Here is a 22,072-nt window from a genome sequence, read left to right as displayed (position 1 = left end):
TCGCTCCTTAAACTATTTTTATTGTTTTTTACTACCTAAGAGCTACAAGAGCTCTAGTTGTTTTAAAATCTCATTGTTGTCGCAACCTAACAGCGGTGCAGGCTTTGGCAACGGATTCGAATGGCCGTTAAAACGAATGGCGGGGGCTACTTGAAGCTCTGCGCCATTGCTATGGGCCACCATGTCTCGCGATTTGAACAAGGGGTGCTCTGCCGCCTGTTTTATACTGAGTACAGGCTCAACACAGGCATCAGCTGCGGCAAATTTCTCGATCCAGTAACTTTGATCTGCCGATAAAAAACGCTCTTGCAGCTTATCTTTGAGAGTACAGTCATCCAAAGCACCCAGCTCAGAAATATTTAATTGCTCTAGTAGCTGTTGCTTAAACTTGGGCTCAAGGCTACCAATAGCCATATATCGCCCGTCGCGCGTGGGGTAGTAATCGTAAAAGCCACCACCGTTTAGAAAGTGCGTCTCCAGCCCTTCGTCGGACGCACCATTTAACTGACCGGGCGCCAACAAGGGCTGAAGCGCAAGACAATTATCCGCCATCGAAATATCGATGTGAGCACCCTCCCCCGTGCGGGTGCGATGAATAACCGCACTCAAAATACCAATCACTGCGGGTTGAGAACCGCCAGCTAGGTCAGCCATCTGTAGGCCACTTAAGCAAGGGCCACTGCTGACACGTCCTGTATGACTTGATATACCTGCAAGTGCTAAATAGTTGATGTCATGGCCAGCCCGATCGGCATACTCCCCATCTTGGCCATAACCAGTGATTGAGCAGTAGATCAAATCAGGTTTGTATTGTTTAAGTTGTTCGTACCCTAGTCCCAACTTGGCCATTACACCAGGCCTGAACTGCTCAACTACAATATCGAATTCTTCCAGAAGCTTATGAACTATCTCTATCGAATTAGGATTTTTTAGGTCTAACGCTAACGACCTTTTACCTCGATTGAGGTAACGAAATGCAGCAGACTGCCCCTCTATTTGGGGCTCAAGATCACGCACAATATCTGGCTTATCAGGGGACTCGATGCGAATGACATCCCCCCCCAAATCCGCGAGCAACATAGTGGCATATGGCCCTGGCAAGAGTGTCGAAAAATCGAGTATTTTTAATCCTGTTAAGGGTTTCATCGACTAACCTAATTCACGCAAAATTTCGCGCGAAATGATGACCCGCTGAATTTCACTAGTCCCTTCGTAAATCGTGGTGATTCGAGCATCTCGACTGAACCGCTCGAGCGGAAACTCCCGCATGTAGCCGTATCCACCTAAGAGCTGAAGCGCGGTGTAACAAGCAGCATTCGCCTTCTCGGTAGAAAATAGTTTCGCCATAGAGGCCTCTTTGGCAAAGCTCATACCGCGATCCTTTCGATCTGCCGCTGACATCAGTAAAAGTCGGGCTGCTTCAAGCTCAGTATAACGATCAGCCATCATCCACTGTATGCCCTGAAAATCGGCAATCGCTTTTCCGAATTGTTGACGCTCAGTAACATATCGCGATGCGTAATCCATCGCAGCTTGCCCAATACCCAATGCGAGAGAGCCCACACCGATTCGCCCACCAGCCAACTCAGCAACAGCAATCCTAAAGCCATCATTAAGTTTTCCCAGCAGAGCCGATTCCTTCACAAAAACCTGATCGAAGTGTACTTCGTTAGTTGCTGATCCCTGTTGCCCCATCTTATGTTCGGCAGGGCCGATGCTGATTCCAGCGAGATCAGCATCCACCAAAAAGCATGAGATACCCTTACCCTTGGGTGCATTTGGATCGGTGACAGCCCAAACAACAAATACACCAGCGAACTGTGCACTGGTAATCCACTGTTTGGTACCTGAGATTGAGAAACCACCTTCGACCCGCTCCGCTTTCGTGCGCATAGATGCAGGGTCTGAACCAGCTCCTGCCTCCGTTAGACAGAAACTACCCGCTTTGTATTCCCCAGAGCAGATTTTAGGTAGATAGTGATTTTTTTGCTCTTCGTTACCAACCGCCTGTATAACTTCCGCAACCATATTAGTTACAGACATGGTGACAGCAGTTGAAGCACAAGCGCGACCTATTTCAGTTAGAGCAAGACTAAATGCAACAGTCCCCGCTTCAGTACCTCCATACTTAGAGTCAATATTCAGCCCCATGAAACCTAACTCAGCTAATGACTTGCAATTCGCTAGTAGCGGGGAGATCTCTTTTGTGCGATCAAGATCAGCGGCAACATCTGCTATCTGGGACTCGGCAATACGCTTTGCAGTCTCTTGTATCAGAAGCTGTTCTTCACTCAATTGCAGATTCATTACGGGAACTCCTGTAGGGGTTTTCCCTTATTAATATCCGAATCTGAATTACTAGTAAACCCTTTTCTTCAGTTTCTAGTTAATTAAGGCAGTCTTTTAACATCACCAACTAATTCAACCCATGGGTGTTTGCGCGACTCATAAATTGAGGTACGCGGTGCTGGGAAATCAGCATCAGCAAAAGCACCAATAGGTATACCGATCATGCCTTTAGCACGCTCGGCGCGATACCAAACCTGACTCCCGCAGCAAGGACAAAAATTAAACGTTACACTAAACCCCTCGTCCCCGATCTGTGTGTACTCCCTTGATTCGCCTTCAATATGAACAGACTCCTGTTCAAACAGTGCCTGATGGCCAAAGGCACTCCCGGTCCTTCGCTGACAATCGAAGCAGTGACAGACAAAAACTTGTAATGGATCAGCCTGAACTACAGCGTTTAACTGTCCACAACTACAGCGTGCTTGGTATTTAGGCATGCTTAGATTCCTTTAAGTCAGAGCCTTGCGATATTGGCTAGGTGAAATCCCAATCTGCTTTCGAAAGATACGCGAAAAGTAGTAAGCATCCTCATAACCTACCTCAAATGCGATCTCCTTTATTTCCATAGCAGTGGTATCGAGCAAGTAGCAAGCGCGCTCTATTTTAAGTTGAATGAAGCGATTAATCGGTGTTGTGCCAGTAATAGCTCTGTAGCGCTTCACAAAATGGTACTTCGACAAATTCACACTGGCTGCCAAAGTATCTAAGTCTATCTGTTCATGGAGGTGCGTTTGCATGAGTGTATGAAGGCTATCTAAGTCCAAACTCTCTCGTTGGCGACGCAACTGTTCAGGCGGCTTAAGAAACGCAACATGTGACAAAATTTGACGAAGCAAGCTTGCCGAAAAGATATGAACTGTCAAATCATGGGCAGAGTAGCGGCAACTCAATAAGGCATCAAAACTACCAGTTAACTGCGGATGAAAACCAATATTTTTTAAATAAAACCCTCCAGGCGACCGTTCAACTTGAGTGTTACTGCAAAATTTTTTCACTAGCGCTCCCTCGAAGTGAACCCAATAAATTGTCCACGGAGAAGCTAGAGACGAAGTGTAACGATGTGATAAGCCCGACGGGACTATTAATACATCTCCCATTTTTACTGAGCTTGAATGACCACTTGCACTAACAACCCCCTCCCCCTGGATACAGTAAATCATCAAATAATCATCGTGTATCAATCGTTCCATCATGTGCCCTTTAGCGTGGCAATAATATCCCATCGCTTTAGGGAATAGATCGCAACTGAGTGGATTATTTGAGAGTTCCTTATAAAGGGCTTTTGGGACCAAATAGCGAACACTTTCAGGAGGTAGAGGCCAATTGGAGGGTCTGCTCATTTTTATGAATCTTCTACTAATGAATTAATTGTTATCGCAATATAGTCCATCAACTAAACAAGATTATCAATCTCATTCCACTTAAAACGGTGCTACAAATGTAAGCGAAATACAAAAAAAATATATATCAGGAGTTTCTCATGACTGTTCGTGTTCCTTTACTTATTGATGGCCAGATGGTTCAAAGCCAATCAGACAAATTCATTCCAGTTACCGATCCTGCTACACAAAATGTTATCGCAGAGGTACCTTGCGCTACTGAAGCAGAAGTTGATCAAGCTATCGACTCAGCTAAGAAAGCATTTGAAACCTGGAAAGAGACACCCGTCGGCGAACGTGCCCGCTTAATGCTTCGCTATCAGGCGCTTTTGAAAGAGCATCATGATGAGATTGCCACCCTACTATCAAGCGAAACTGGCAAAACGTTTGAAGATGCTAAGGGTGATGTATGGCGTGGAATTGAAGTCGTAGAACATGCCTGTAACATCGCGTCATTGTCTATGGGCGAAACTGTTGAAAACGTAGCTCGCAAGATCGATTGTTATAGTATTACTCAGCCTTTAGGTGTCTGTGTAGGCATTACCCCATTCAACTTCCCCGCAATGATTCCTCTTTGGATGTTCCCCATGGCTATTGCATGCGGAAATACATTTGTACTTAAGCCATCAGAACAGGACCCGTTGACACCTATGCGTCTCGCGGAGTTGTTTATCGAGGCTGGTGCACCAGCTGGCCTACTCCAGGTAGTCCATGGCACCAAAGAAGTTGTTGATCAACTACTCACTCACAAGGACACGCCTGCTATATCTTTCGTAGGATCTGTTGCAGTTGGTGAACATATCTACCGCACAGGTACCGAACACCTAAAACGCGTGCAAGCTTTCGCCGGAGCAAAAAACCACATGGTGATAATGCCTGACGCTTCGAAAAACCAGGTTATTAACAATTTAGTAGGCGCCTCTGTAGGTGCAGGCGGACAACGCTGTATGGCCATATCTGTCGCACTATTTGTAGGCAGTGCTAAAGAGTGGATTCCTGAGTTGCGCGAAGCTATGAAGAAGGTTCGCCCTGGCGCATGGAATGACCCCGAAGCTGGATACGGTCCTCTAATCAACCCAGCAGCACGCCAGCGTGTTCTCAATTTTATTCAGCAAGGCAAAGACTCGGGGGCAAATTGTCTGCTTGATGGTACTGACTGCCAAGTTGAAGGCTTTCCTGACGGTAACTGGGTGGGTCCGACACTTTTTAGCGGTGTAACTACTGACATGTCTATATACCAAGAGGAGATCTTTGGTCCTGTACTTTGCGCCATCGAGTTGGATTCTCTCGAAGATGCTATTGAGTTAATCAATGCAAATCCATACGGTAATGGAACATCGATCTTTACATCATCTGGAGCTGTCGCGCGTAAATACCAGCATGAAATCAAGGTTGGTCAGGTTGGCATTAACGTACCTGTACCTGTACCGCTTCCAATGTTCTCTTTTACTGGATGGCGCAAATCTTTCTACGGCGATCAGCACGCTTACGGGAAACAGGCAGTTAAGTTCTACACCGAAACCAAAACAGTAACAGCACGCTGGTTTGAAGAGGATATCGATACTGGGGTAAACACTACTATTCAGCTAAAGTAAGTCATCCACTTTTAACAGATAAAGATAACAAAGGAAAAGCGTATGGATTTTGAACTAAACGAAGACCAAATTGCTTTTGCAGATATGGCTCGCAGTTTTGCACAGAAAGAACTCGAACCTCACGCGGCCATGTGGGACGAAGAGCAGATATTTCCGGTTGATACGCTTAAAAAAGCGGGAGAGCTTGGATTTTGTGGACTCTACGCATCAGAAGATGTTGGCGGTCTAGGTCTTAGCCGCCTTGACGCTAGTATCATCTTTGAAGAGCTAGCCATGGGTTGCACTTCAACTACTGCTTACATCACCATCCATAATATGTCGACTTGGATGATCGCGGAATTTGGCAACAGCGATACTCGTATGGATTGGTGTCCAAAACTAACCGCTGGTGAACAATTCGCATCTTACTGTTTGACAGAGCCCAACGCGGGATCAGATGCAGCTTCCCTCAAAACCACTGCTCGTCGCGATGGTGATGGCTACGTAATCAACGGCAGCAAAATCTTTATATCTGGAGCTGGTTCAACTGATGTCCTAGTCGTTATGGCCCGTACTGGTGAAGCTGGCGCGAAAGGCATCTCTGCATTTGTGGTAGATGCCAAACTACCGGGTATTAGCTACGGACGTAAAGAACAAAAAATGGGGTGGAATAGTCAGCCAACACGAATGATCACCTTTGACGATGTACGTGTACCTGCCTCTGCCATTCTTGGAGCCGAAGGCGATGGATTCAAGATAGCGATGAAGGGGTTGGATGGTGGACGCATAAATATCGGGGCCTGCTCGATAGGTACTGCTCAAGCGGCACTTCAACGTGCTCGCGACTATATGCTCGACCGCAGTCAGTTTGGAAAAACCCTAAGCAATTTTCAAGCTCTGCAATTCAAAATAGCTGATATGACGACCCAGTTAGTAGCTGCTCGCCAGATGATACGTATGGCAGCTAGCCGTCTAGATGCTGGACATCCCGATCGAACTGTTTATTGCGCTATGGCGAAGCAGTTTGCCACGGATGCAGGTTATAACATCGCCGATGAAGCACTGCAGATATTTGGAGGCAACGGCTACATCAAAGAATACCCAATGGAGCGTTATCTGCGTGATAACCGTGTACACCGTATTCTTGAAGGGACTAATGAAATAATGCGTTTGATCATTGCTAGACGCGCACTAATGCAAGATTGCGCCAAAATTCTTTGATCACAAATAGGAGACAGCATGACAGATACACTTCTACTCGAAAAACAAGGCCATACAGCCATCATCACAATGAACAATCCTCCAGCTAACACTTGGACAGAGGAGAGTCTAAAAGGGCTTATTTCATTAGTGAATGAACTGAATGAAGATCGAAATATTTTTTCATTAGTTTTGAAATCAGATAGCGATAAATTCTTCAGTGCAGGTGCAGACCTAAATATGTTTGCAGACGGCGATCGCGCTACAGCACGTGATATGGGACGTTATTTTGGAGAAGCATTTGAAGCTTTATCTAATTTTAGGGGCGTATCTATCGCTGCTGTAAATGGATTTGCTATGGGAGGGGGCTTAGAAGTCGCTCTCGCTTGTGATATCCGTGTTGCAGAAGAGCAGGCTCAATTAGCTTTACCTGAGGCAAAAGTTGGCCTACTTCCCTGTGCAGGCGGCACTCAAAATTTAACCATGCTGGTTGGAGAAGGCTGGGCCAAGCGCATGATTCTCCTTGGCGAACGCGTAAACGCTACTAAAGCAAAAGAGATCGGTTTAGTTGAAGAGCTTGTTGCAACCGGTGAATCATTCAACCGTGCTATGGAGCTGGCCAAACAAGCGGATCAACAGAGCCCAATGTCTATTGCAAGCTGTAAGCTACTTATTCAAAACAACCGAAAACATCACTGGAATGCAGGCTATATGCTTGAGCGTGAACTTTTTGTCGATCTATTCCACTCTGAGGACCAGAAGGAAGGCGTAAATGCTTTCCTCGAAAAACGTAAGCCAAACTGGAAAAACTGCTAAGGGCATCATTATGAGTTGCGTACTATTTACCGAACACGCGACCCAGGATAACCACCTTATCCTGGAAATTTCACTCAATTCAGAAAGGTCGCTAAACGCGTTAACCCTGGAGATGATTGAGCTGATTCAACCGCGCCTGACCGCAGCGGCAAACGACGAACGCGTGAAAGCAGTCCTCCTTACGAGTGCTGGCGAGAAAGCCTTCTGTGCAGGTGGTGATGTAGTCGGACTCTACAAGTCAATCACATCAGGTGAACAGCCGAACTTCCCTGAAAACTACTTCACACGTGAGTACCAGCTCGACTATCAGATCCACACCTACCCCAAACCAATCATATGTTGGGCCAGCGGCATCGTTATGGGTGGAGGCATGGGACTGATGAATGGCTGTAGCCACCGAGTAGTGACTCAGACGTCACACCTTGCTATGCCGGAAGTCACCATTGGTTTGTACCCTGATGTTGGAGGAAGCTTCTTCCTCAACCGTATGCCAGGACGAACCGGTCTGTTCCTTGGCTTAACCGGCAACCCTATTTATGCAGCCGATGCTATCTTTTTAGGCCTTGCGGATCGTTTCGTCGACGCGGGTAAATATGGGGAAATGGTGGCCCAGCTACAAGCTAGCGACTGGAGCGGCGATGCCTACACCAAAGTGACGCAGGTGCTTCGTGCGTTTGAACAGAACTCTACTGACAGTTTCCGGGCTGACTCTCCTATTCAGAATCACTTTGCATTTATCCAGCAGATCACCGACCAAGATTCACTGTCCGACCTTATGTCTGCGATGCACGAACTGGAAAGCGATGATCCATGGATTCAACGTTCGAAAAAAGCGATCTCTCATGGTTCACCTCTCTCAGTACACATTATCGCAGAGCAACTCCAGCGCTCTCGCCACCTATCCCTTAAAGAGGTATTTATGGCCGAACTGGTGCTTTCGGTGCAGTGCTGTCGTAATCGCGAGCTCCCCGAGGGAGTCCGAGCGCTTTTGATCGATAAAGATGGTAGTCCTGATTGGATCTATAAAACCGTGCAAGATGTTAATAGCAACTTTGTAGCGCAGTTTTTCGAGTCACCCTGGAGCGAGAACCCACTCGCTTCGCTCTAAACTTGAGCACATTAAAAATAAAAACAGAGGAAATACAAATGGCAACAATTGGATTTATTGGCTTAGGCAATATGGGTTGCCCAATGGTGGCTAATCTAGTTAAAGCGGGCCACATGGTAAGGGTTTTTGACCTCAACAGTGCCGCTATTACACAAGCTGAAGAGGCCGGCGCAGTAGCTACCACTTCAGCTTATGAGGCAGTGAAAGGTGCCGAGTTTGTAATCACCATGCTTCCAGCCGGCAAGCACGTTGAGAGCCTTTACGTAACGGGCGATCAACCACTATTTGATGCAGTTGAGGCAGGAGCTCTGTTGATCGACAGTTCAACTATCGACGCTGAGACCGCCAAGCGTGTCGCTGCAGCAGGGGCCTCTCGAGGCATCGACTTCATCGATGCGCCTGTATCAGGTGGTGTTGGTGCTGCAACTGCTGGCACGTTGGCATTTATGGTAGGTGCGAGTGAAAACCTTTTCGCTAAAGCCGAACCGATTCTCCAAGGAATGGGCAAAAATATATTCCGCGCGGGCGATAGTGGCGCAGGACAAATCGCCAAATGCTGTAACAACATGATGCTTGGAATACTGATGACTGGCACTGCAGAAGCCCTCAATATGGGAATGAAAAATGGGCTAGACCCAGCTGTTCTCTCAGAAATCATGAAACAGAGTTCTGGCAACAACTGGGCTCTACAAGTATACAACCCAGTTCCTGGCGTAATGCCAAATGTCCCATCGTCCAACAACTATCAAGGCGGCTTTCAGGTTGATCTGATGTTCAAAGACCTCGGGCTCGCAATGGATGTGAGTCAGCAGAGTGCATCTCCTACACCAATGGGTGCCGCAGCTCGCTCATTATTCATGCTACACAAAAGCAAAGGTAATGGCGGACTGGACTTCTCTAGCATCTTAAAACTCTATCAAGATCAGTAACGACTTAACTCACTATCAACAATAAATATAAGAGGAAGGTTATGAGATACGACGACGAATACAGCGCAGCTTTTGAAGATCCGCAAGCTTATTGGGCGTCTCAGGCGAGTCGCATCGATTGGTTCAAAGCACCAAGCACGACACTTAGCAAAACAGATTTTGGCACCTACAGCTGGTATCCCGATGGTGAACTGAATAGCTGTTATCTGGCTCTAGATCGTCATGTAGCCGCTGGTCGCCAAGATCAGGTCGCTCTTTACTATGACTCACCGGTTAGTAATACCAAAGAGAAGATCACCTACTCAGATCTTTTGACTCGAGTACAGCGGTTCGCCGGCGCACTCAAAGCACGCGGTGTTAAGAAGGGTGATACGGTGCTGATCTACATGCCGATGATCCCAGAAGCGGCAGTAGCGATGCTCGCCTGCGCCCGCCTAGGAGCTGTGCACTCGGTCGTGTTCGGTGGTTTCGCCCCACACGAGATGGCTATCCGAATAGACGACGCAAACCCCAAGATGATACTTACCGCATCTTGCGGCATCGAATTCGACAAACAGATCGCCTATAAACCGTTAGTTGATCAAGCGATTGACTTAGCGACTCACAAACCACAGAACACTGTCGTTTATCAGCGACCCATGCTATCCGCGGAACTCGACAAGCCATGGGACCTGGATTGGCAAGAATTTCAAAAAGATGCTGAACCTGCAGAGTGTGTCGTCGTCAAAGGTTCAGATCCACTTTATATACTCTACACCTCAGGCACTACAGGTCAGCCCAAAGGGATAGTGCGCGATAACGGTGGCCATGCTGTTGCACTGAGTTATGCCCTAAACAACGTCTACGGGATGCAGGCAGGCGATGTTTGGTGGGGCGCTTCAGATATTGGCTGGGTCGTGGGTCACTCATTTATAGTATACGGCCCGTTAATGGGGGGGTGCTCAGCAATCTTTTTTGAGGGTAAACCAATTAAAACGCCAGACGCCGGCACATTCTGGCGTGTGATTGCGGAGTACGGCGTCAACTCTATGTTCTGTGCACCGACCGCCTTCCGCGCCATTCGAAAAGAGGATCCGAGCGGCAGTCTCGCCAATCAGTACGACCTCAGCTCACTTAAATGGGTATTTGTTGCAGGTGAAAAACTTGATTCGTCGACCTACGGCTGGCTAGATGAATTGCTAAATGTTCCTATATTGGATCACTGGTGGCAGACTGAAACCGGCTGGCCAATGACCGCACCCATGATGGGTTGGGAGAGCCCCTCAAAAGAGCGACTAGGTTCAACTAACAAACCAATTCCCGGCTATGACATCCGTGTTCTCGATGATGAAGGTGTCGAGGTTGAGAAGGGAGAAGCGGGCAATATCTGCGTTTCCCTGCCCATGCCACCAGGAGTGGCCTGGAGCATCTGGAACAATAACGAACGATATTTCTCTTCATACTTGGAAAGCTTCCCAGGCTTTTACCACACAGGCGATGGCGGTTATATCGATGAAGATGGATACATCTACATTACAGGTAGAACTGATGACGTAATCAACGTATCTGGTCACCGTCTTTCAACTGGTGAGATGGAGGAGATTCTTTCAGCACACAATGCTATAGCAGAGTGTGCCGTTATCGGAGTACCTGATGAGCTAAAAGGGCAAGTCCCTCTTGGGCTAGTTGTGCTTAAAGCAGGCGAGGATATCTCTGAAGAAGAGTTAGTCACTCAACTAATTAATATGGTTAGAGACCAAGTTGGAGCTGTTGCGTGTTTCAAACAAGCATTTATAGTCCAACGTCTACCTAAAACAAGATCAGGCAAAGTGCTTCGAGCAGTTCTTCGTAAGATAGCTGCTAAAGAGGAATACGTAATGCCTTCAACTATAGATGACCCTCTGATTTTAGATGAAATCCAACAGGTATTATCTAAAGCAGGCTTATAAAAACTCAATAAATTAGTAACTTCCAAAGCTGCTGATACAAACAGTGTAAATGGCAATTTATCAATAAAGACAAATTGCCATTTCCTACACATCAAATTCAACGCCTCAGTTTTTACTGCTTGGCCTTTCGAGACCACTTAGGCTGTAGCGAGGGCGCACATAAATTCACTTAGTTTTCGATAGCGACTCCAGTAATCGATGTACTGCTTCAAGGTGCTCTGGTTCGTTATGACACATTCCTTGAAAACAGGCACAAAGATCGAGAAAGTCTTTTAACTCCATACGCTGTGCCATTTTCATCAACCTTTTAGTTAGGCGCGTTGCTTTTGGAGGTTGTGCTGCAATGCGGTTTGCCAATTCCAATGATGCGTTTAAAAGCTGATCATCTGGAACAACCTCCAGTACAACTCCGAGTTCTTTTGCCTCTATCGCATCGATTACTCTGCCCGTCAGAGTCAATTCAAAGGCACGTTGATAACCGATTAGTCGCTGCAGAAACCAAGCCCCTCCATCTCCAGGAATAATTCCCAAATTGAGAAATGTTTCACCAAATTTTGCGTGTTCTGAAGCAAGTCTCACATCGGCCATATTTGCCAGATCAAATCCTGCACCAATTGCAGCACCATTCACTGCTGCTATTATTGGTACCTCTAATGATTGCAGTGCCACCGGTAACCGTTGAATGCCATGCCTATAACGCGTTGCACATTCCGCAACATCACCAGCAAAATCTGCTTCCCGATTAGCCATATCATGAACGTTACCGCCTGCACTGAATGAAGAGCCCGCTCCAGTAATAATGAGTACAGAAATCTCCGAATCGCGATTAATCCACTCAACTGTTTCAAGGATATCTTCAACTAGATTTGTGCCCGTCAATGCATTTCGAACATCGTCGCGGTCCATGGTTAAAATAGCGACTCTTCCTTCTTTGCGAAAAAGAGCGTCCTTTAATATTGGTATTTTCACTCTATACCTCGAATATAAAAATGCTTTGATTGAAGGTCTTAATGGTTGTTTGCAACAGACTTATCTAATACTAAATAGATACCCAACGCCATTATCAACAGTCCAGCAATTCGCTTAAGGGTAATAGCATACTGCTGCGCACCAAATAGCCCAAAGTGATCTATAGTGCTCATCGCTATTAGCTGTCCAAGCAGCGCAAAAGCGATAGCATTTGAGACGCCAAATCGAGGAACAATCCAAGTGACGCTGATGACATAGAAAGCAACGCAAAAGCCACCCAAGTAGAAATAGATGGGGAGATCATCTGCAACAAATTTACTCGGGAAGCCCTCTGTTACGAGCAAGTAAACTGCAACTGATGTAAATCCTAATGCAAGCGCCATTGCAGTAGCCAATGATGAGCTCATCAAACGCCCACCTAAACCACCATTTAGGGTTGCCATAGTCGGTATACCAATCCCTGCAAGCAACATGACCAAAGCATATACAATTGAATTATTCATTTTCTGATCTTCCCACAAAGCCTTCATGGCCTAACTGTAAATAATTGTTTTTATTGTTTGAAATGATAGCAATCTATCTGGTCGACAGAAATCAACTCAAAGACAGTATCTCGATACGATACACAAAAATCTATAAAATAAAATCTTTAAGAAGACACCCCATAACCCAGCGACCACAAATGAGCTCATGCATTCAGATCAATTATTCAACTTAACTGGCAAGCCAACAAAAATTACTGATGGCATCTATCAAATACGACTCCCACTTCCCTATGCATTAGATCATATAAATGTGTACCTTATTGAGGACATTGACGGATGGATTCTGGTGGATACAGGGATCAAGAGCGAACAATCGCAAACTATTCTAAAAGAGATTTTAAATACGCTTCCAAAAGCAAAGCCCCTTAAAGCCGTGCTCGCAACACACACTCATGTGGATCACATTGGTGTAGCTGGTTGGATTTGTGAAACCTGGCAGGTGCCTCTCTGGGTCACTAAAGCGGAGTATGACGGGTTACAGCATTTTCTGGGAATGGATCCGAAAAATGACACTACTCTAGCTACAGAGTTAAACGACTTTTATCATTGCGGAGGCATACCTGAGACAGATTACGAGCTAATAATTAGAGGCTTATTGGGCTTTCAGAAAGCATTCCACCCCCTCCCAGATAAATACCTATCGCTGGAAGAGGGAAAATTAGTCATCAATGGTGAAACCTGGCAGATACAAATCAATGATGGCCATACGGTTGCACACACATCACTGTTTAATCAGGACCGGAGCATATTAATATCGGGCGACCAAGTGCTCGCTAGGATTAGCTCTAATGTCAGCGTCCGTTTTGGAGAACTTAATAGCAACCCACTAAAAACTTGGATTGCCGGTTTAGAGCGGCTTAAATCACTGCCTAAAGACACATTGGTTCTTCCATCACATGAGAAGACGATCTCCAATCTCCATGATCGTGTAGATGAGCTTATTAAAGGTTATCTAGAAAACGCTCACAAAATACTCAGCTTTTGCCTAACACCGAGTACTGCCGAAGAGATTCTGAGAGCTCTCTTTCCAAGGGCGCTCTCACCTTTGGATCATCACCTAGCTTATGGTGAGACGATGGCTTATATCAACTACCAGTTGACTGAAAAGAATATTCAAACACTGGGGGCTGAGAGTGATATTCCACTTTATAAAGCTCTGCCTAACCAATAACATTAAAGAGACGTTACGATGCTCTATTTAGAAGATTTAAAAGCAGGCGATAAATATATAAGTGAAAACTATGAGATCACTGACGAGAATATCGTAGCTTTTGCCGAACACTATGATCCTCAACCATTCCACCTTTCAGATGAATCTGCGCAGGATTCCTTCTTTGAAAGTCTTGCAGCGAGTGGCTGGCAGGTAGGTTCTATCACTATGCGTCTGATTGCCAAATCCCTGCCGATTGCCTCAGGGGTTATTGGTGGTGGCGTCACCCTTCTTAACACCCGCCTTGTTTAAGGCGCTTGCTAATTGCTTACAGCGAGCAAAGGTTTCGCTCCAGGTACGACGTACCAAGCCATTTACCGTTGCGGTGCGATCTGGATAAACAAAAGCCGAACGCTCCAGAAAACTAATTGGTGTAAGTGCCGCGTAGTTCGCTGCACATTGGTCAAGGTTTGTTTCAAAGGGTGAGTTATGTATTTTAATGTTCCTTATTATTACTAAATGCAAACGTATGAAATTGCTGAGTGATTTATCTCAGCAACTACTTTTAATTAGTACAATTATCGGGGTAGGGATTTCACGAAAAAATGTTAAATACAGACATTTACTTGTTAGACCTGGACATAAAAAATATGGTTTTTATATTGTTTTTGAATTAAGTAGCAGATGTTAGCAATCAATCCAGATAATTCTTAATTTTCCCATCTAACATCAACTGTTAGCATATACCCAGCTCCATAAACGGTTTTAATAATTTTTGGGTCTTTAACATTTTCTTCGACTTTTTTACGCAATCTGGACATACGCGAATCGATACTTCGGTCGTAAGGAATAATCTGATCACCAAGAAGTTGATCACGCGTTAATATCTTTTTGGGCGCCTTCAAAAACGAGACAAGCATATTGGCCTCAGCCGTGCTTAAAATCGTCTCTTCGCCTGTTTGTGATGTAAGAGTTAATGAATCCAAATCAAAACTCCAGCCTGAAAAACGAGCTATACGTACAGCATTAGCCACATCGTCACGATGGATTCGACGCAATAGACTCTTGACCCTTGCGACCAACTCACGCGGTTCAAAAGGCTTAGTGAGGTAATCATCAGCACCTAACTCTAGACCAAGCACACGGTCGGGAAGACTGCCACGACCTGACAGGATCAAAACCCCCACGTTGAACTGATTCACCATCTCTCCGACCAGCGTCAGCCCATCCATGTCTGGCAAACCCAAATCGACAACACAGAGTTCTGGTCTTTGCTGCTTAAGTCCTTTAAGAATTGCAGCGCCCGTGTTAAAGGTCGCTACTTGGTAACCAAATTTCTCTAGCTCTAATCTAATCAGATCACAAATATCTGACTCATCATCGACCACGTAGATCAGATTCTTTTCCATATATCGTTATCCTTTTGCTACCGTCCTATTAAGGGCAGTCACAATCTGTTCTCGTGTAAATGGCTTAAGTAATATTTCGTAGCAGGCCGCAGTTGAGCGTTCGCCTGCATACTCAGAGTTACCCGTCATTAATAAAATACGTTCAACACCCTTATTACCACATAGATGATTAGCAAGCTCAATGCCATTAAAACGTCCCGGAAGATCAATATCACTGATTAGGGTGCCAATATCAGGAATGGCATCTATCAATAAAAGCGCCTCATCAGTATCCGAGGCTTCTACTACGCTTAAGCCCAAAGAGGTTAATTGATCACGCACAACCTGACGCACATCAAGATCATCCTCAACTAACAGTAAAAGCCCGTCCTTCAGTACTGGCGATAATTTCTCAGTATCCCCAGAGAGCTGATGCACCTCTACCCCACTCTGTTCTGCCAAAGGTAAAAGAATAGCGATCGTCGAACCCACATCTGGATTATTCCGAATGCTAATGTAACCATTTGACTGCTTAGCAAAGCCATAGACCATACTTAAACCAAGCCCCGAGCCACGACCTTTCTTGGTCGTAAAAAACGGCTCAAATGCTCTCTGAACTGCATCACCACTAAATCCAGAACCGGTATCTATTACTTCTATTAGTGCATAGTCCCCTGGGACAACCGCCTCATCAAAACCATTAAGGGATGCGTTGGCACTGTTGACCACTCGAATTTCAATTTGACCACCATCGGGCATGCTATCGCGCGCATTGAGCGCTAAATTGATTAGGGCATTTTCAAACTGCGACAAGTCAACTTCTATTAAAGCATCAGAAATACTTGTGACTTTAAAATCTATAGAAGCTGGCAAAGAACTTTTTATAAGCTCTGAAACCCCATTAATAGCATCTGCCGCTCCCACAACGACTAGCTCTTGAGACTGTGCACGAGCAAAAGTCATCAAGCGCCTAATAATATCAGCCCCACGATAGGCCGCTCTCAACGCAGGCGATAGATTGGCCTCAATGCTCTTTGACTCATTATGATCTTTAGCTGCTATAAGGTTCCCGATTATAACTGTAAGCAAATTATTAAAGTCATGCGTCAAACCGCCCGCCAACTGGCCGGCAGCAGTCATGCGAGAGGCCTCAAGCATCCTTCGCTCTGAATTTTTCTCATCTGTGATATCGAGTGATAGGTTGAAAATGCCAACAACGTTTCCAGCAGCATCAAACTCAGGAATGAATCGACGACGCGTTATTAACTCTCCCTTTGGCCCTTCGGAAACATACTCAAAAACAACATCCTCACCAGAGAGGCAGCGATTAATGTGAGAGGCAATTTCTACCTGCATAGATCCCGGAATAACATCCCTTAATCTGCGACCAATAATGCCCTCCTTGTTCAATCCATAAAACGCCGCATATTCACGGTTAACAAAAAGGAAACGTAGATCGCTAGTTAGATAAGCAACCTGAGCAGGGAGGGCATCCAGAATAAGTGTTTGTCGCTCCTCTAATTGTTCGACCATGTTGGATTTACGCACAACCTCTTGGCCAAGAGCATCCACACTATGCCCGATACGTGCGACCATACTGTCAAAAGTTGAAGCTAGAATGCCGAGCTCATCATCGCGCTGAATACCTGATCGAACTCTAAAATCACCATCTTTTACACGCTGGGCAGCGGATGCAAGGCGACGAAGAGGCGAAAGAATTCGGTCAATAGCAAAAGAGCCGACAATGACGGCTATAAGAATTGTGGTAAGCGCAATCAACAGGATTCGCTGGCTTAGAGTGAAAGCGCTACTTTGCAATTCATCCACATAAACAGATGAACAGATATACCAGTCGAGGCCTTCTAATTTGCGAACAAGCGAGATCTTCTCATGCACATAGTTACCCGGATCAGCAGGCGAGTCCCAGGCATAGACAAGCTCTTCTCCAGTGTCAGCAACTGATTTCAGATCGAAAATAATCGACCTTCCCGTGGTGGGATTTTTTAAATTGGTAGCATTAGTCTTATCTATATTAGAGTTAGGGTGCGAAACCAAATAGCCCGCTGAATCAAAAATAAACATGTAGCCAGTGCTGGCTATCTTAATCTCCATTAACGCTGAACGGAGCTCATCAACCAACTGCTGGCGCCGTTCAACCACTTGTCGCTCAATATCAGCCATAAACACGCCGGTACCAATACTGATACCTAGATCAGGAAAAAAGCGGATGAAGGATAGTTTTTCAGAAGAGGTCTCACTGCCAACTGGCTGCCAAGGATAGCTAATGAAAGCCTCGCCTTTCTCTGTTACTTCGCGGTGTATTTTCGCGAGTTTAGCGAGCTGACCATCAGAACTATCGGAGATTGGCTTACCAATTAACTCAGGGTTGGGGTGTGATAGGAGCACACCGTTGCGATCCGCTATCCAGATATAACCCTCTTCGTCATATCGAAGCTGTTCGAACAGTTTAATAATCGCTCTTGGATCGCCGCCTGCTACAACAGAGCGACTTAACTGTGCGCCCACTAGATCAACGATGGTACGCAAAGAAGCTTTACGTGATTCAAGCGCCTGTAGCCTATAAGTATCGACACTCGAGAACATCTTGTCCGCCAGCTGATAGACATTATCCAGCGCCAAACGAGCAGAGTTACGCTCAATCTTGTACACCTCCGCACGAATAAGAGGCACGGAGTAGCTATAGATACCAATAAAGGTCATTCCAAGCATCGCCAAGATGAGCAGTATGGAGCGATTTCGAATCTTATTCTGTTTCATGAAATCAAATATTCATCACCAAAGAAGCTAGTCTATTCGTTATGGGAGTTAATTTCTGCATCAGTCACATTTCGGTGGAATTTAGACAGAACTGCGCAAACCTTAAGATATTTAATAGATACTCACTAAATCCCATTAAAACTTTTCCCAGCAACAAATTTAAAGAAGAGCAAACACCGATGAAAACAACAAAAATACTGGCGCCAACGGAAAGTGCTTACCAATACCCCCTTCTAATCAAGAGCCTACTTCTTTCAGGTGTTAGATATGAACCTAACCAGGAGATCGTTTACGGCGATAAGGTTAGATTCAACTACGTTGAACTAAACAAACGTATTGCTCGCCTCGCGAACCTTCTTACAAAGTCGGGTGTAGGTGCCGGCGATACTGTTGCTGTAATGGACTGGGATAGCCATCGCTACTTAGAAGCGTACTTTGCTGTACCAATGATTGGTGCAATCTTGCACCATGTAAATATTCGTCTAAGCCCAGATCAAATTGCTTACACGATGAACCATGCAGAAGATGACATGGTCTTAGTACATGATGATTTTGTAGAACTCTTTGAAGACATTGCCCCTCAGGTTCCATCTGTGAAAGCGGTGGTTCAATTAACAGATGAAGAGAGTGCAAAATCCACAAAGCTTGCGACACTTGGCGAATATGAAGCGTTACTTGCAGAGTCTTCTGAACAATATGACTTCCCTGATTTCGATGAGAATTCTGTAGCTACAACCTTCTATACAACCGGCACAACCGGAAACCCTAAAGGGGTCTTTTTCTCACACCGACAACTGGTACTGCACACACTTAATGCTGCTGTCACCATGGGGGCATACGACGCACTTCCACTGCTTCGTTCTGATGACGTCTACATGCCTATGACGCCTATGTTCCACGTTCACGCATGGGGCATTCCATACGTAGCAACAATGAAAGGCATTAAGCAGGTATACCCGGGTCGTTATGAGCCAAACAAACTGGTCCGCCTATACCGCGAAGAGGGTGTAACCTTCTCGCACGGTGTTCCTGCTGTGCTCCAGATGATCCTTGAGTCTGAAGAGGCCAAAACAACCGATCTATCGCGTTGGAAATTAATGACCGGAGGAAGTGCTCCGACACTTGGCCTAGCAAATGCTATGGCTGCCAAAGGAATTAAATTCCATACCGGATACGGCATGTCCGAAACCTGTCCTCTACTGACCATAACCTACCTGCACTCCGATACACGTGAATTGTCTATCGAAAACCAGATGAGCACGCGTATCAAAACAGGCGTTCCAATGGGTCTTGTTGACCTGCGCATCGTTGACCCTAATGGCAACGATGTTCCGCACGATGGCGAAGCTATGGGCGAAGTAGTGGTTCGTGCACCTTGGTTAACACAAGGGTATGTAAAAGAGCCCGAACGAAGCGAAGAGCTGTGGAGTAACGGCTGGCTGCATACCGGAGATGTCGGCTCAATTGATGGTCGCGGTTTCTTGCAGATCAAAGACCGTATCAAAGATGTCATCAAAACTGGCGGCGAGTGGATATCTTCCTTAGAACTTGAGAATCTGATTAGCCAACACCCAGCTGTGAACGAAGTCGCTGTAGTTGGCATACCAGATGAAAAGTGGGATGAGCGCCCGCTTGCACTCATCGTAGCTGCTGCCGATACAACTATAGAGCCAACTGAAATCCAACAACACTTAATGCAGTTTGTAGAGAGTGGCCGAATAAATAAATGGGCTATTCCTCAACAGGTTAAGATTGTTGAGTCGATTCCGAAAACAAGTGTCGGTAAAATCGACAAAAAGGTAATACGGGCAAACGTATAACAACGGCAAACTAGACAATATGAATTCAGTGCAATCAATACCCGAAGACAACCTACTGGGTATCCCCACAGAGGTCGCAGAAGGCATCTACCAAATTCGGTTACCTCTACCCTTTGCACTGGATCATATTAACGTTTACCTAGTGGAAGATTACGACGGGTGGATCCTTGTTGATACAGGCATAAAAAGCGAAAAGTCGCAAAAAATTCTAGAAAACATCCTAGAAAAGCTGCCTGAATCAAGACCTTTAAAGGCCGTACTAGCCACTCATGCTCATGTAGACCACATCGGTGTAGCAGGTTGGATCTGTGAAAAATGGAAAGTACCTCTTTGGGTAAGCAAACCCGAATACGATGGAATAAATCAATTTTTAGCAATGAATCCCTCTGAAGATGCTGACCTATCAAGCAGTCTCAATGAGTTTTACCATCAAGGAGGTATTCCTGAGTCTGAGTACGAGCTAATCATAAAAGGATTATTGGGTTTTCAACGGGCCTTTTATCCACTCCCAAGCAATTACGTTGAACTTGAATCAGGCACGATCACAATCAAAAACGAGACCTGGGACATTTTTGTAAATGATGGCCACACCGTAGCCCACGTATCACTGTTCAACCGAGATAGAAATATACTGATCTCAGGAGACCAGGTACTTGCCAGAATAAGCTCTAATGTAAGCGTTCGATTTGGTGATGCCAAAGGCAATCCATTAAAAACTTGGATCGATGGACTACTTGAGCTTAAAGCATTGCCATCTAGTACACTCGTGCTGCCTTCCCATGAAAAATCTATGACCAATCTTTCAGCTCGAATCGATGAGCTAGTCAACGGTTATCTTGAAAACGCAAACAAAATCACTCGCTTTTGTAAAACACCAAGTACCGTTGAAGAGCTGTTAAGAGCACTGTTTCCTCGCGGTCTTTCTCCGTTCGAACACCACCTTGCTTATGGAGAAACGAGGTCATACATCAACTATCAAATTGCACAGCAGAAACTTGAAGTGATTGGTGGTGAGAGCGACATTCCTCTATACGTTGCCATTTAACTTTTAGCTCTAAACGTATGCGGCGAAACGCCAGTCCAGTTCTTGAACGCCCTAGAGAATGAAGGCGCGTCAGAAAAGCCAAGCATTATTGAAATGTTTTGGATTGAGTATTTTTTCTGGCCAAGTAGTGTAATTGCTTGATCCAGCCTCACGCGATCTTTAATGGATTGGAAACTACTCTTTTCATCCGCAAGTTTGCGTCTTAAAGTTCGGGAAGTTAGGTACAGCCCTTTCGCCAAATTCTCAATTGATGCATCAGCAAACCCAACCCGCACCAAATAGTCATAGGTTTTTTTAGTAAATGTTTGCTGATACGCCTGCTTTGTAAACCAGTCGTACGGTAAGCGCCTTATGTATTGATCCAAACTACCTTCATCTTGAACGATAGGAAGTGACATCTGACTGCGCTTAAAAACCAAAGCATTAGCGGTTTTATTAAACACAACTGGACAGGGGTACATGAGCTGATATTCAGAAAAATACTGCTGTTCCGAAAATGCAAATTCAATAACTTTAAGATTTATTGTTTTCCCGACTAACCAACTACCAAATCGATGCCAAACCATCAGATAAAACTCCTCTAAAGTGTGACCAGTGTAGTGGTCACTTGGATCGACTTTCAGTGTTAGGCGCACCCACTCAGCATCCTCCTCTATATCCAGTTTCATTGCGCTACTAGTAAGCACATAAAAGTCACATAAATATCGCAATAAAGAGCCAAGATCAGGTAAGTGAACGGCGTGTTTAGCCATTAGCATGAACAAGCCAAACCTGGCTTTTTTATTGGCCATTCCCATAAACTCATCATCCATGGAACGCCAAATAGACAAAATAAAACGGGAAAATTGCGTTGGCGTAACACGTGACAACCGACTAGTAAGAAGACGGGGATTTATACCCGCCTTACTGAGTAACATTGGCACATCAATACTCGTATCATCCAAAGCGCTTATCAATTCATGAACGAAGTGAATGGAGATAGTTTGCTGAACAGATTTCATGCTTTTTCTATTCCGTAATAAGTGAGCAATTATTTTATATAAGCATGTCCGTTTTTGCTAATTTATGATCTGTTTTTGCAATTCTAACCCCTA

Annotated in this window: 20 protein-coding genes; 10 read left to right on the top strand and 10 right to left on the bottom strand. The window is 45.3% G+C overall.

All coding sequences use genetic code 11. The features are described 5' to 3' along the window. Positions 1-42: 42 nt before the first annotated feature. From XMM312_RS05060 to XMM312_RS05045, 4 genes are all read right to left on the bottom strand, one after another. Positions 43-1,146 (bottom strand): CaiB/BaiF CoA-transferase family protein, encoded by a 1,104-nt coding sequence (locus tag XMM312_RS05060; protein ID WP_173481689.1) that lies wholly within the window; start codon positions 1,144-1,146, stop codon positions 43-45. 3 nt (positions 1,147-1,149) lie between these two features. Then, positions 1,150-2,307 (bottom strand): acyl-CoA dehydrogenase family protein, encoded by a 1,158-nt coding sequence (locus tag XMM312_RS05055; protein ID WP_173481688.1) that lies wholly within the window; start codon positions 2,305-2,307, stop codon positions 1,150-1,152. Between the two features lie 83 nt (positions 2,308-2,390). Further along, the gene (locus XMM312_RS05050; protein ID WP_173481687.1) at positions 2,391-2,786 is read right to left on the bottom strand and encodes a GFA family protein; all 396 of its coding nucleotides are present in this window, start codon (positions 2,784-2,786) and stop codon (positions 2,391-2,393) included. A gap of 12 nt (positions 2,787-2,798) precedes the next feature. After that, complete coding sequence (locus XMM312_RS05045) at positions 2,799-3,572, bottom strand: AraC family transcriptional regulator (protein ID WP_256368478.1); 774 nt, start codon at positions 3,570-3,572, stop codon at positions 2,799-2,801. A gap of 257 nt (positions 3,573-3,829) precedes the next feature. On the opposite strand from XMM312_RS05045, the gene XMM312_RS05040 reads away from it, so the two are divergent. Genes XMM312_RS05040 through XMM312_RS05015 form a run of 6 tightly spaced genes read left to right on the top strand, consistent with a single transcriptional unit; the run spans position 3,830 to position 11,283 of the window. Next, a complete protein-coding gene (locus XMM312_RS05040; RefSeq protein ID WP_173481808.1) occupies positions 3,830-5,323 on the top strand; it encodes a CoA-acylating methylmalonate-semialdehyde dehydrogenase in 1,494 nt (497 codons plus the stop codon). 42 nt (positions 5,324-5,365) lie between these two features. Beyond that, entirely contained in the window at positions 5,366-6,523 is a 1,158-nt protein-coding gene (locus XMM312_RS05035) for an acyl-CoA dehydrogenase family protein (protein ID WP_173481685.1), read from the top strand. A gap of 18 nt (positions 6,524-6,541) precedes the next feature. Beyond that, on the top strand, positions 6,542-7,318 hold the full coding sequence (locus XMM312_RS05030) for an enoyl-CoA hydratase (protein WP_173481684.1): 777 nt from the start codon (positions 6,542-6,544) through the stop codon (positions 7,316-7,318). Positions 7,319-7,328: 10 nt separating this feature from the next. After that, positions 7,329-8,426 carry an enoyl-CoA hydratase/isomerase family protein gene (locus XMM312_RS05025; RefSeq protein ID WP_173481683.1) on the top strand — a complete coding sequence of 366 codons (1,098 nt, stop codon included), beginning with the start codon at positions 7,329-7,331 and terminating at the stop codon, positions 8,424-8,426. 38 nt (positions 8,427-8,464) lie between these two features. Next, on the top strand, positions 8,465-9,355 hold the full coding sequence (gene mmsB, locus XMM312_RS05020) for a 3-hydroxyisobutyrate dehydrogenase (RefSeq protein ID WP_173481682.1): 891 nt from the start codon (positions 8,465-8,467) through the stop codon (positions 9,353-9,355). Between the two features lie 41 nt (positions 9,356-9,396). Next, on the top strand, positions 9,397-11,283 hold the full coding sequence (locus tag XMM312_RS05015; RefSeq protein ID WP_173481681.1) for an AMP-binding protein: 1,887 nt from the start codon (positions 9,397-9,399) through the stop codon (positions 11,281-11,283). A 165-nt stretch (positions 11,284-11,448) separates the two neighbouring features. Here XMM312_RS05015 and XMM312_RS05010 read toward each other — a convergent pair whose 3' ends face one another. Next, positions 11,449-12,252, bottom strand: coding sequence for an enoyl-CoA hydratase-related protein (locus XMM312_RS05010; RefSeq protein ID WP_173481680.1), 804 nt, complete (start codon positions 12,250-12,252; stop codon positions 11,449-11,451). 38 nt (positions 12,253-12,290) lie between these two features. Further along, positions 12,291-12,755 (bottom strand): DMT family transporter, encoded by a 465-nt coding sequence (locus XMM312_RS05005; protein ID WP_173481679.1) that lies wholly within the window; start codon positions 12,753-12,755, stop codon positions 12,291-12,293. A 187-nt stretch (positions 12,756-12,942) separates the two neighbouring features. On the opposite strand from XMM312_RS05005, the gene XMM312_RS05000 reads away from it, so the two are divergent. Together XMM312_RS05000 and XMM312_RS04995 are read left to right on the top strand one after the other, a co-directional pair. Continuing rightward, the gene (locus XMM312_RS05000) at positions 12,943-13,968 is read left to right on the top strand and encodes an MBL fold metallo-hydrolase (protein ID WP_173481678.1); all 1,026 of its coding nucleotides are present in this window, start codon (positions 12,943-12,945) and stop codon (positions 13,966-13,968) included. 18 nt (positions 13,969-13,986) lie between these two features. Beyond that, entirely contained in the window at positions 13,987-14,259 is a 273-nt protein-coding gene (locus tag XMM312_RS04995) for a MaoC/PaaZ C-terminal domain-containing protein (protein WP_173481677.1), read from the top strand. Here the strand turns inward: XMM312_RS04995 and XMM312_RS11660 are convergent. The 3 genes from XMM312_RS11660 to XMM312_RS04985 form a co-directional block, all read right to left on the bottom strand. Further along, positions 14,209-14,316 carry a hypothetical protein gene (locus XMM312_RS11660; RefSeq protein WP_371740525.1) on the bottom strand — a complete coding sequence of 36 codons (108 nt, stop codon included), beginning with the start codon at positions 14,314-14,316 and terminating at the stop codon, positions 14,209-14,211. The genes XMM312_RS04995 and XMM312_RS11660 overlap by 51 nt on opposite strands. 341 nt (positions 14,317-14,657) lie before the next feature. Continuing rightward, complete coding sequence (locus tag XMM312_RS04990) at positions 14,658-15,356, bottom strand: response regulator transcription factor (RefSeq protein WP_173481676.1); 699 nt, start codon at positions 15,354-15,356, stop codon at positions 14,658-14,660. A 6-nt stretch (positions 15,357-15,362) separates the two neighbouring features. After that, positions 15,363-18,113 carry a cache domain-containing protein gene (locus XMM312_RS04985; RefSeq protein ID WP_173481675.1) on the bottom strand — a complete coding sequence of 917 codons (2,751 nt, stop codon included), beginning with the start codon at positions 18,111-18,113 and terminating at the stop codon, positions 15,363-15,365. Positions 18,114-18,292: 179 nt separating this feature from the next. On the opposite strand from XMM312_RS04985, the gene XMM312_RS04980 reads away from it, so the two are divergent. Both XMM312_RS04980 and XMM312_RS04975 read left to right on the top strand, forming a co-directional pair. Further along, the gene (locus tag XMM312_RS04980) at positions 18,293-19,933 is read left to right on the top strand and encodes a fatty acid--CoA ligase (RefSeq protein ID WP_173481674.1); all 1,641 of its coding nucleotides are present in this window, start codon (positions 18,293-18,295) and stop codon (positions 19,931-19,933) included. Positions 19,934-19,952: 19 nt separating this feature from the next. After that, complete coding sequence (locus XMM312_RS04975; protein ID WP_173481673.1) at positions 19,953-20,978, top strand: MBL fold metallo-hydrolase; 1,026 nt, start codon at positions 19,953-19,955, stop codon at positions 20,976-20,978. Here XMM312_RS04975 and XMM312_RS04970 read toward each other — a convergent pair. Beyond that, positions 20,975-21,979 (bottom strand): AraC family transcriptional regulator, encoded by a 1,005-nt coding sequence (locus XMM312_RS04970; RefSeq protein WP_173481672.1) that lies wholly within the window; start codon positions 21,977-21,979, stop codon positions 20,975-20,977. The genes XMM312_RS04975 and XMM312_RS04970 overlap by 4 nt on opposite strands. Positions 21,980-22,072: the final 93 nt, after the last annotated feature.

Origin of the sequence: Marinobacterium sp. xm-m-312, assembly GCF_013283295.1 — a bacterium.
Classification (GTDB): domain Bacteria; phylum Pseudomonadota; class Gammaproteobacteria; order Pseudomonadales; family Balneatricaceae; genus Marinobacterium_E.
This window is presented reverse-complemented; position numbering and strand designations above follow the sequence as displayed.

Coding starts and splice junctions, on each gene's coding strand:
- XMM312_RS04995 (WP_173481677.1), top strand. CDS start 13,987: ATGCTCTATTTAGAAGATTTAAAAGCAGGCGATAAATATATAAGTGAA.
- XMM312_RS05000 (WP_173481678.1), top strand. CDS start 12,943: ATGCATTCAGATCAATTATTCAACTTAACTGGCAAGCCAACAAAAATT.
- XMM312_RS04980 (WP_173481674.1), top strand. CDS start 18,293: ATGAAAACAACAAAAATACTGGCGCCAACGGAAAGTGCTTACCAATAC.
- XMM312_RS05060 (WP_173481689.1), bottom strand. CDS start 1,146: ATGAAACCCTTAACAGGATTAAAAATACTCGATTTTTCGACACTCTTG.
- mmsB (WP_173481682.1), top strand. CDS start 8,465: ATGGCAACAATTGGATTTATTGGCTTAGGCAATATGGGTTGCCCAATG.
- XMM312_RS04985 (WP_173481675.1), bottom strand. CDS start 18,113: ATGAAACAGAATAAGATTCGAAATCGCTCCATACTGCTCATCTTGGCG.
- XMM312_RS05030 (WP_173481684.1), top strand. CDS start 6,542: ATGACAGATACACTTCTACTCGAAAAACAAGGCCATACAGCCATCATC.
- XMM312_RS04970 (WP_173481672.1), bottom strand. CDS start 21,979: ATGAAATCTGTTCAGCAAACTATCTCCATTCACTTCGTTCATGAATTG.
- XMM312_RS05040 (WP_173481808.1), top strand. CDS start 3,830: ATGACTGTTCGTGTTCCTTTACTTATTGATGGCCAGATGGTTCAAAGC.
- XMM312_RS05050 (WP_173481687.1), bottom strand. CDS start 2,786: ATGCCTAAATACCAAGCACGCTGTAGTTGTGGACAGTTAAACGCTGTA.
- XMM312_RS05005 (WP_173481679.1), bottom strand. CDS start 12,755: ATGAATAATTCAATTGTATATGCTTTGGTCATGTTGCTTGCAGGGATT.
- XMM312_RS05015 (WP_173481681.1), top strand. CDS start 9,397: ATGAGATACGACGACGAATACAGCGCAGCTTTTGAAGATCCGCAAGCT.
- XMM312_RS05025 (WP_173481683.1), top strand. CDS start 7,329: ATGAGTTGCGTACTATTTACCGAACACGCGACCCAGGATAACCACCTT.
- XMM312_RS05045 (WP_256368478.1), bottom strand. CDS start 3,572: ATGGGATATTATTGCCACGCTAAAGGGCACATGATGGAACGATTGATA.
- XMM312_RS04975 (WP_173481673.1), top strand. CDS start 19,953: ATGAATTCAGTGCAATCAATACCCGAAGACAACCTACTGGGTATCCCC.
- XMM312_RS04990 (WP_173481676.1), bottom strand. CDS start 15,356: ATGGAAAAGAATCTGATCTACGTGGTCGATGATGAGTCAGATATTTGT.
- XMM312_RS05055 (WP_173481688.1), bottom strand. CDS start 2,307: ATGAATCTGCAATTGAGTGAAGAACAGCTTCTGATACAAGAGACTGCA.
- XMM312_RS05035 (WP_173481685.1), top strand. CDS start 5,366: ATGGATTTTGAACTAAACGAAGACCAAATTGCTTTTGCAGATATGGCT.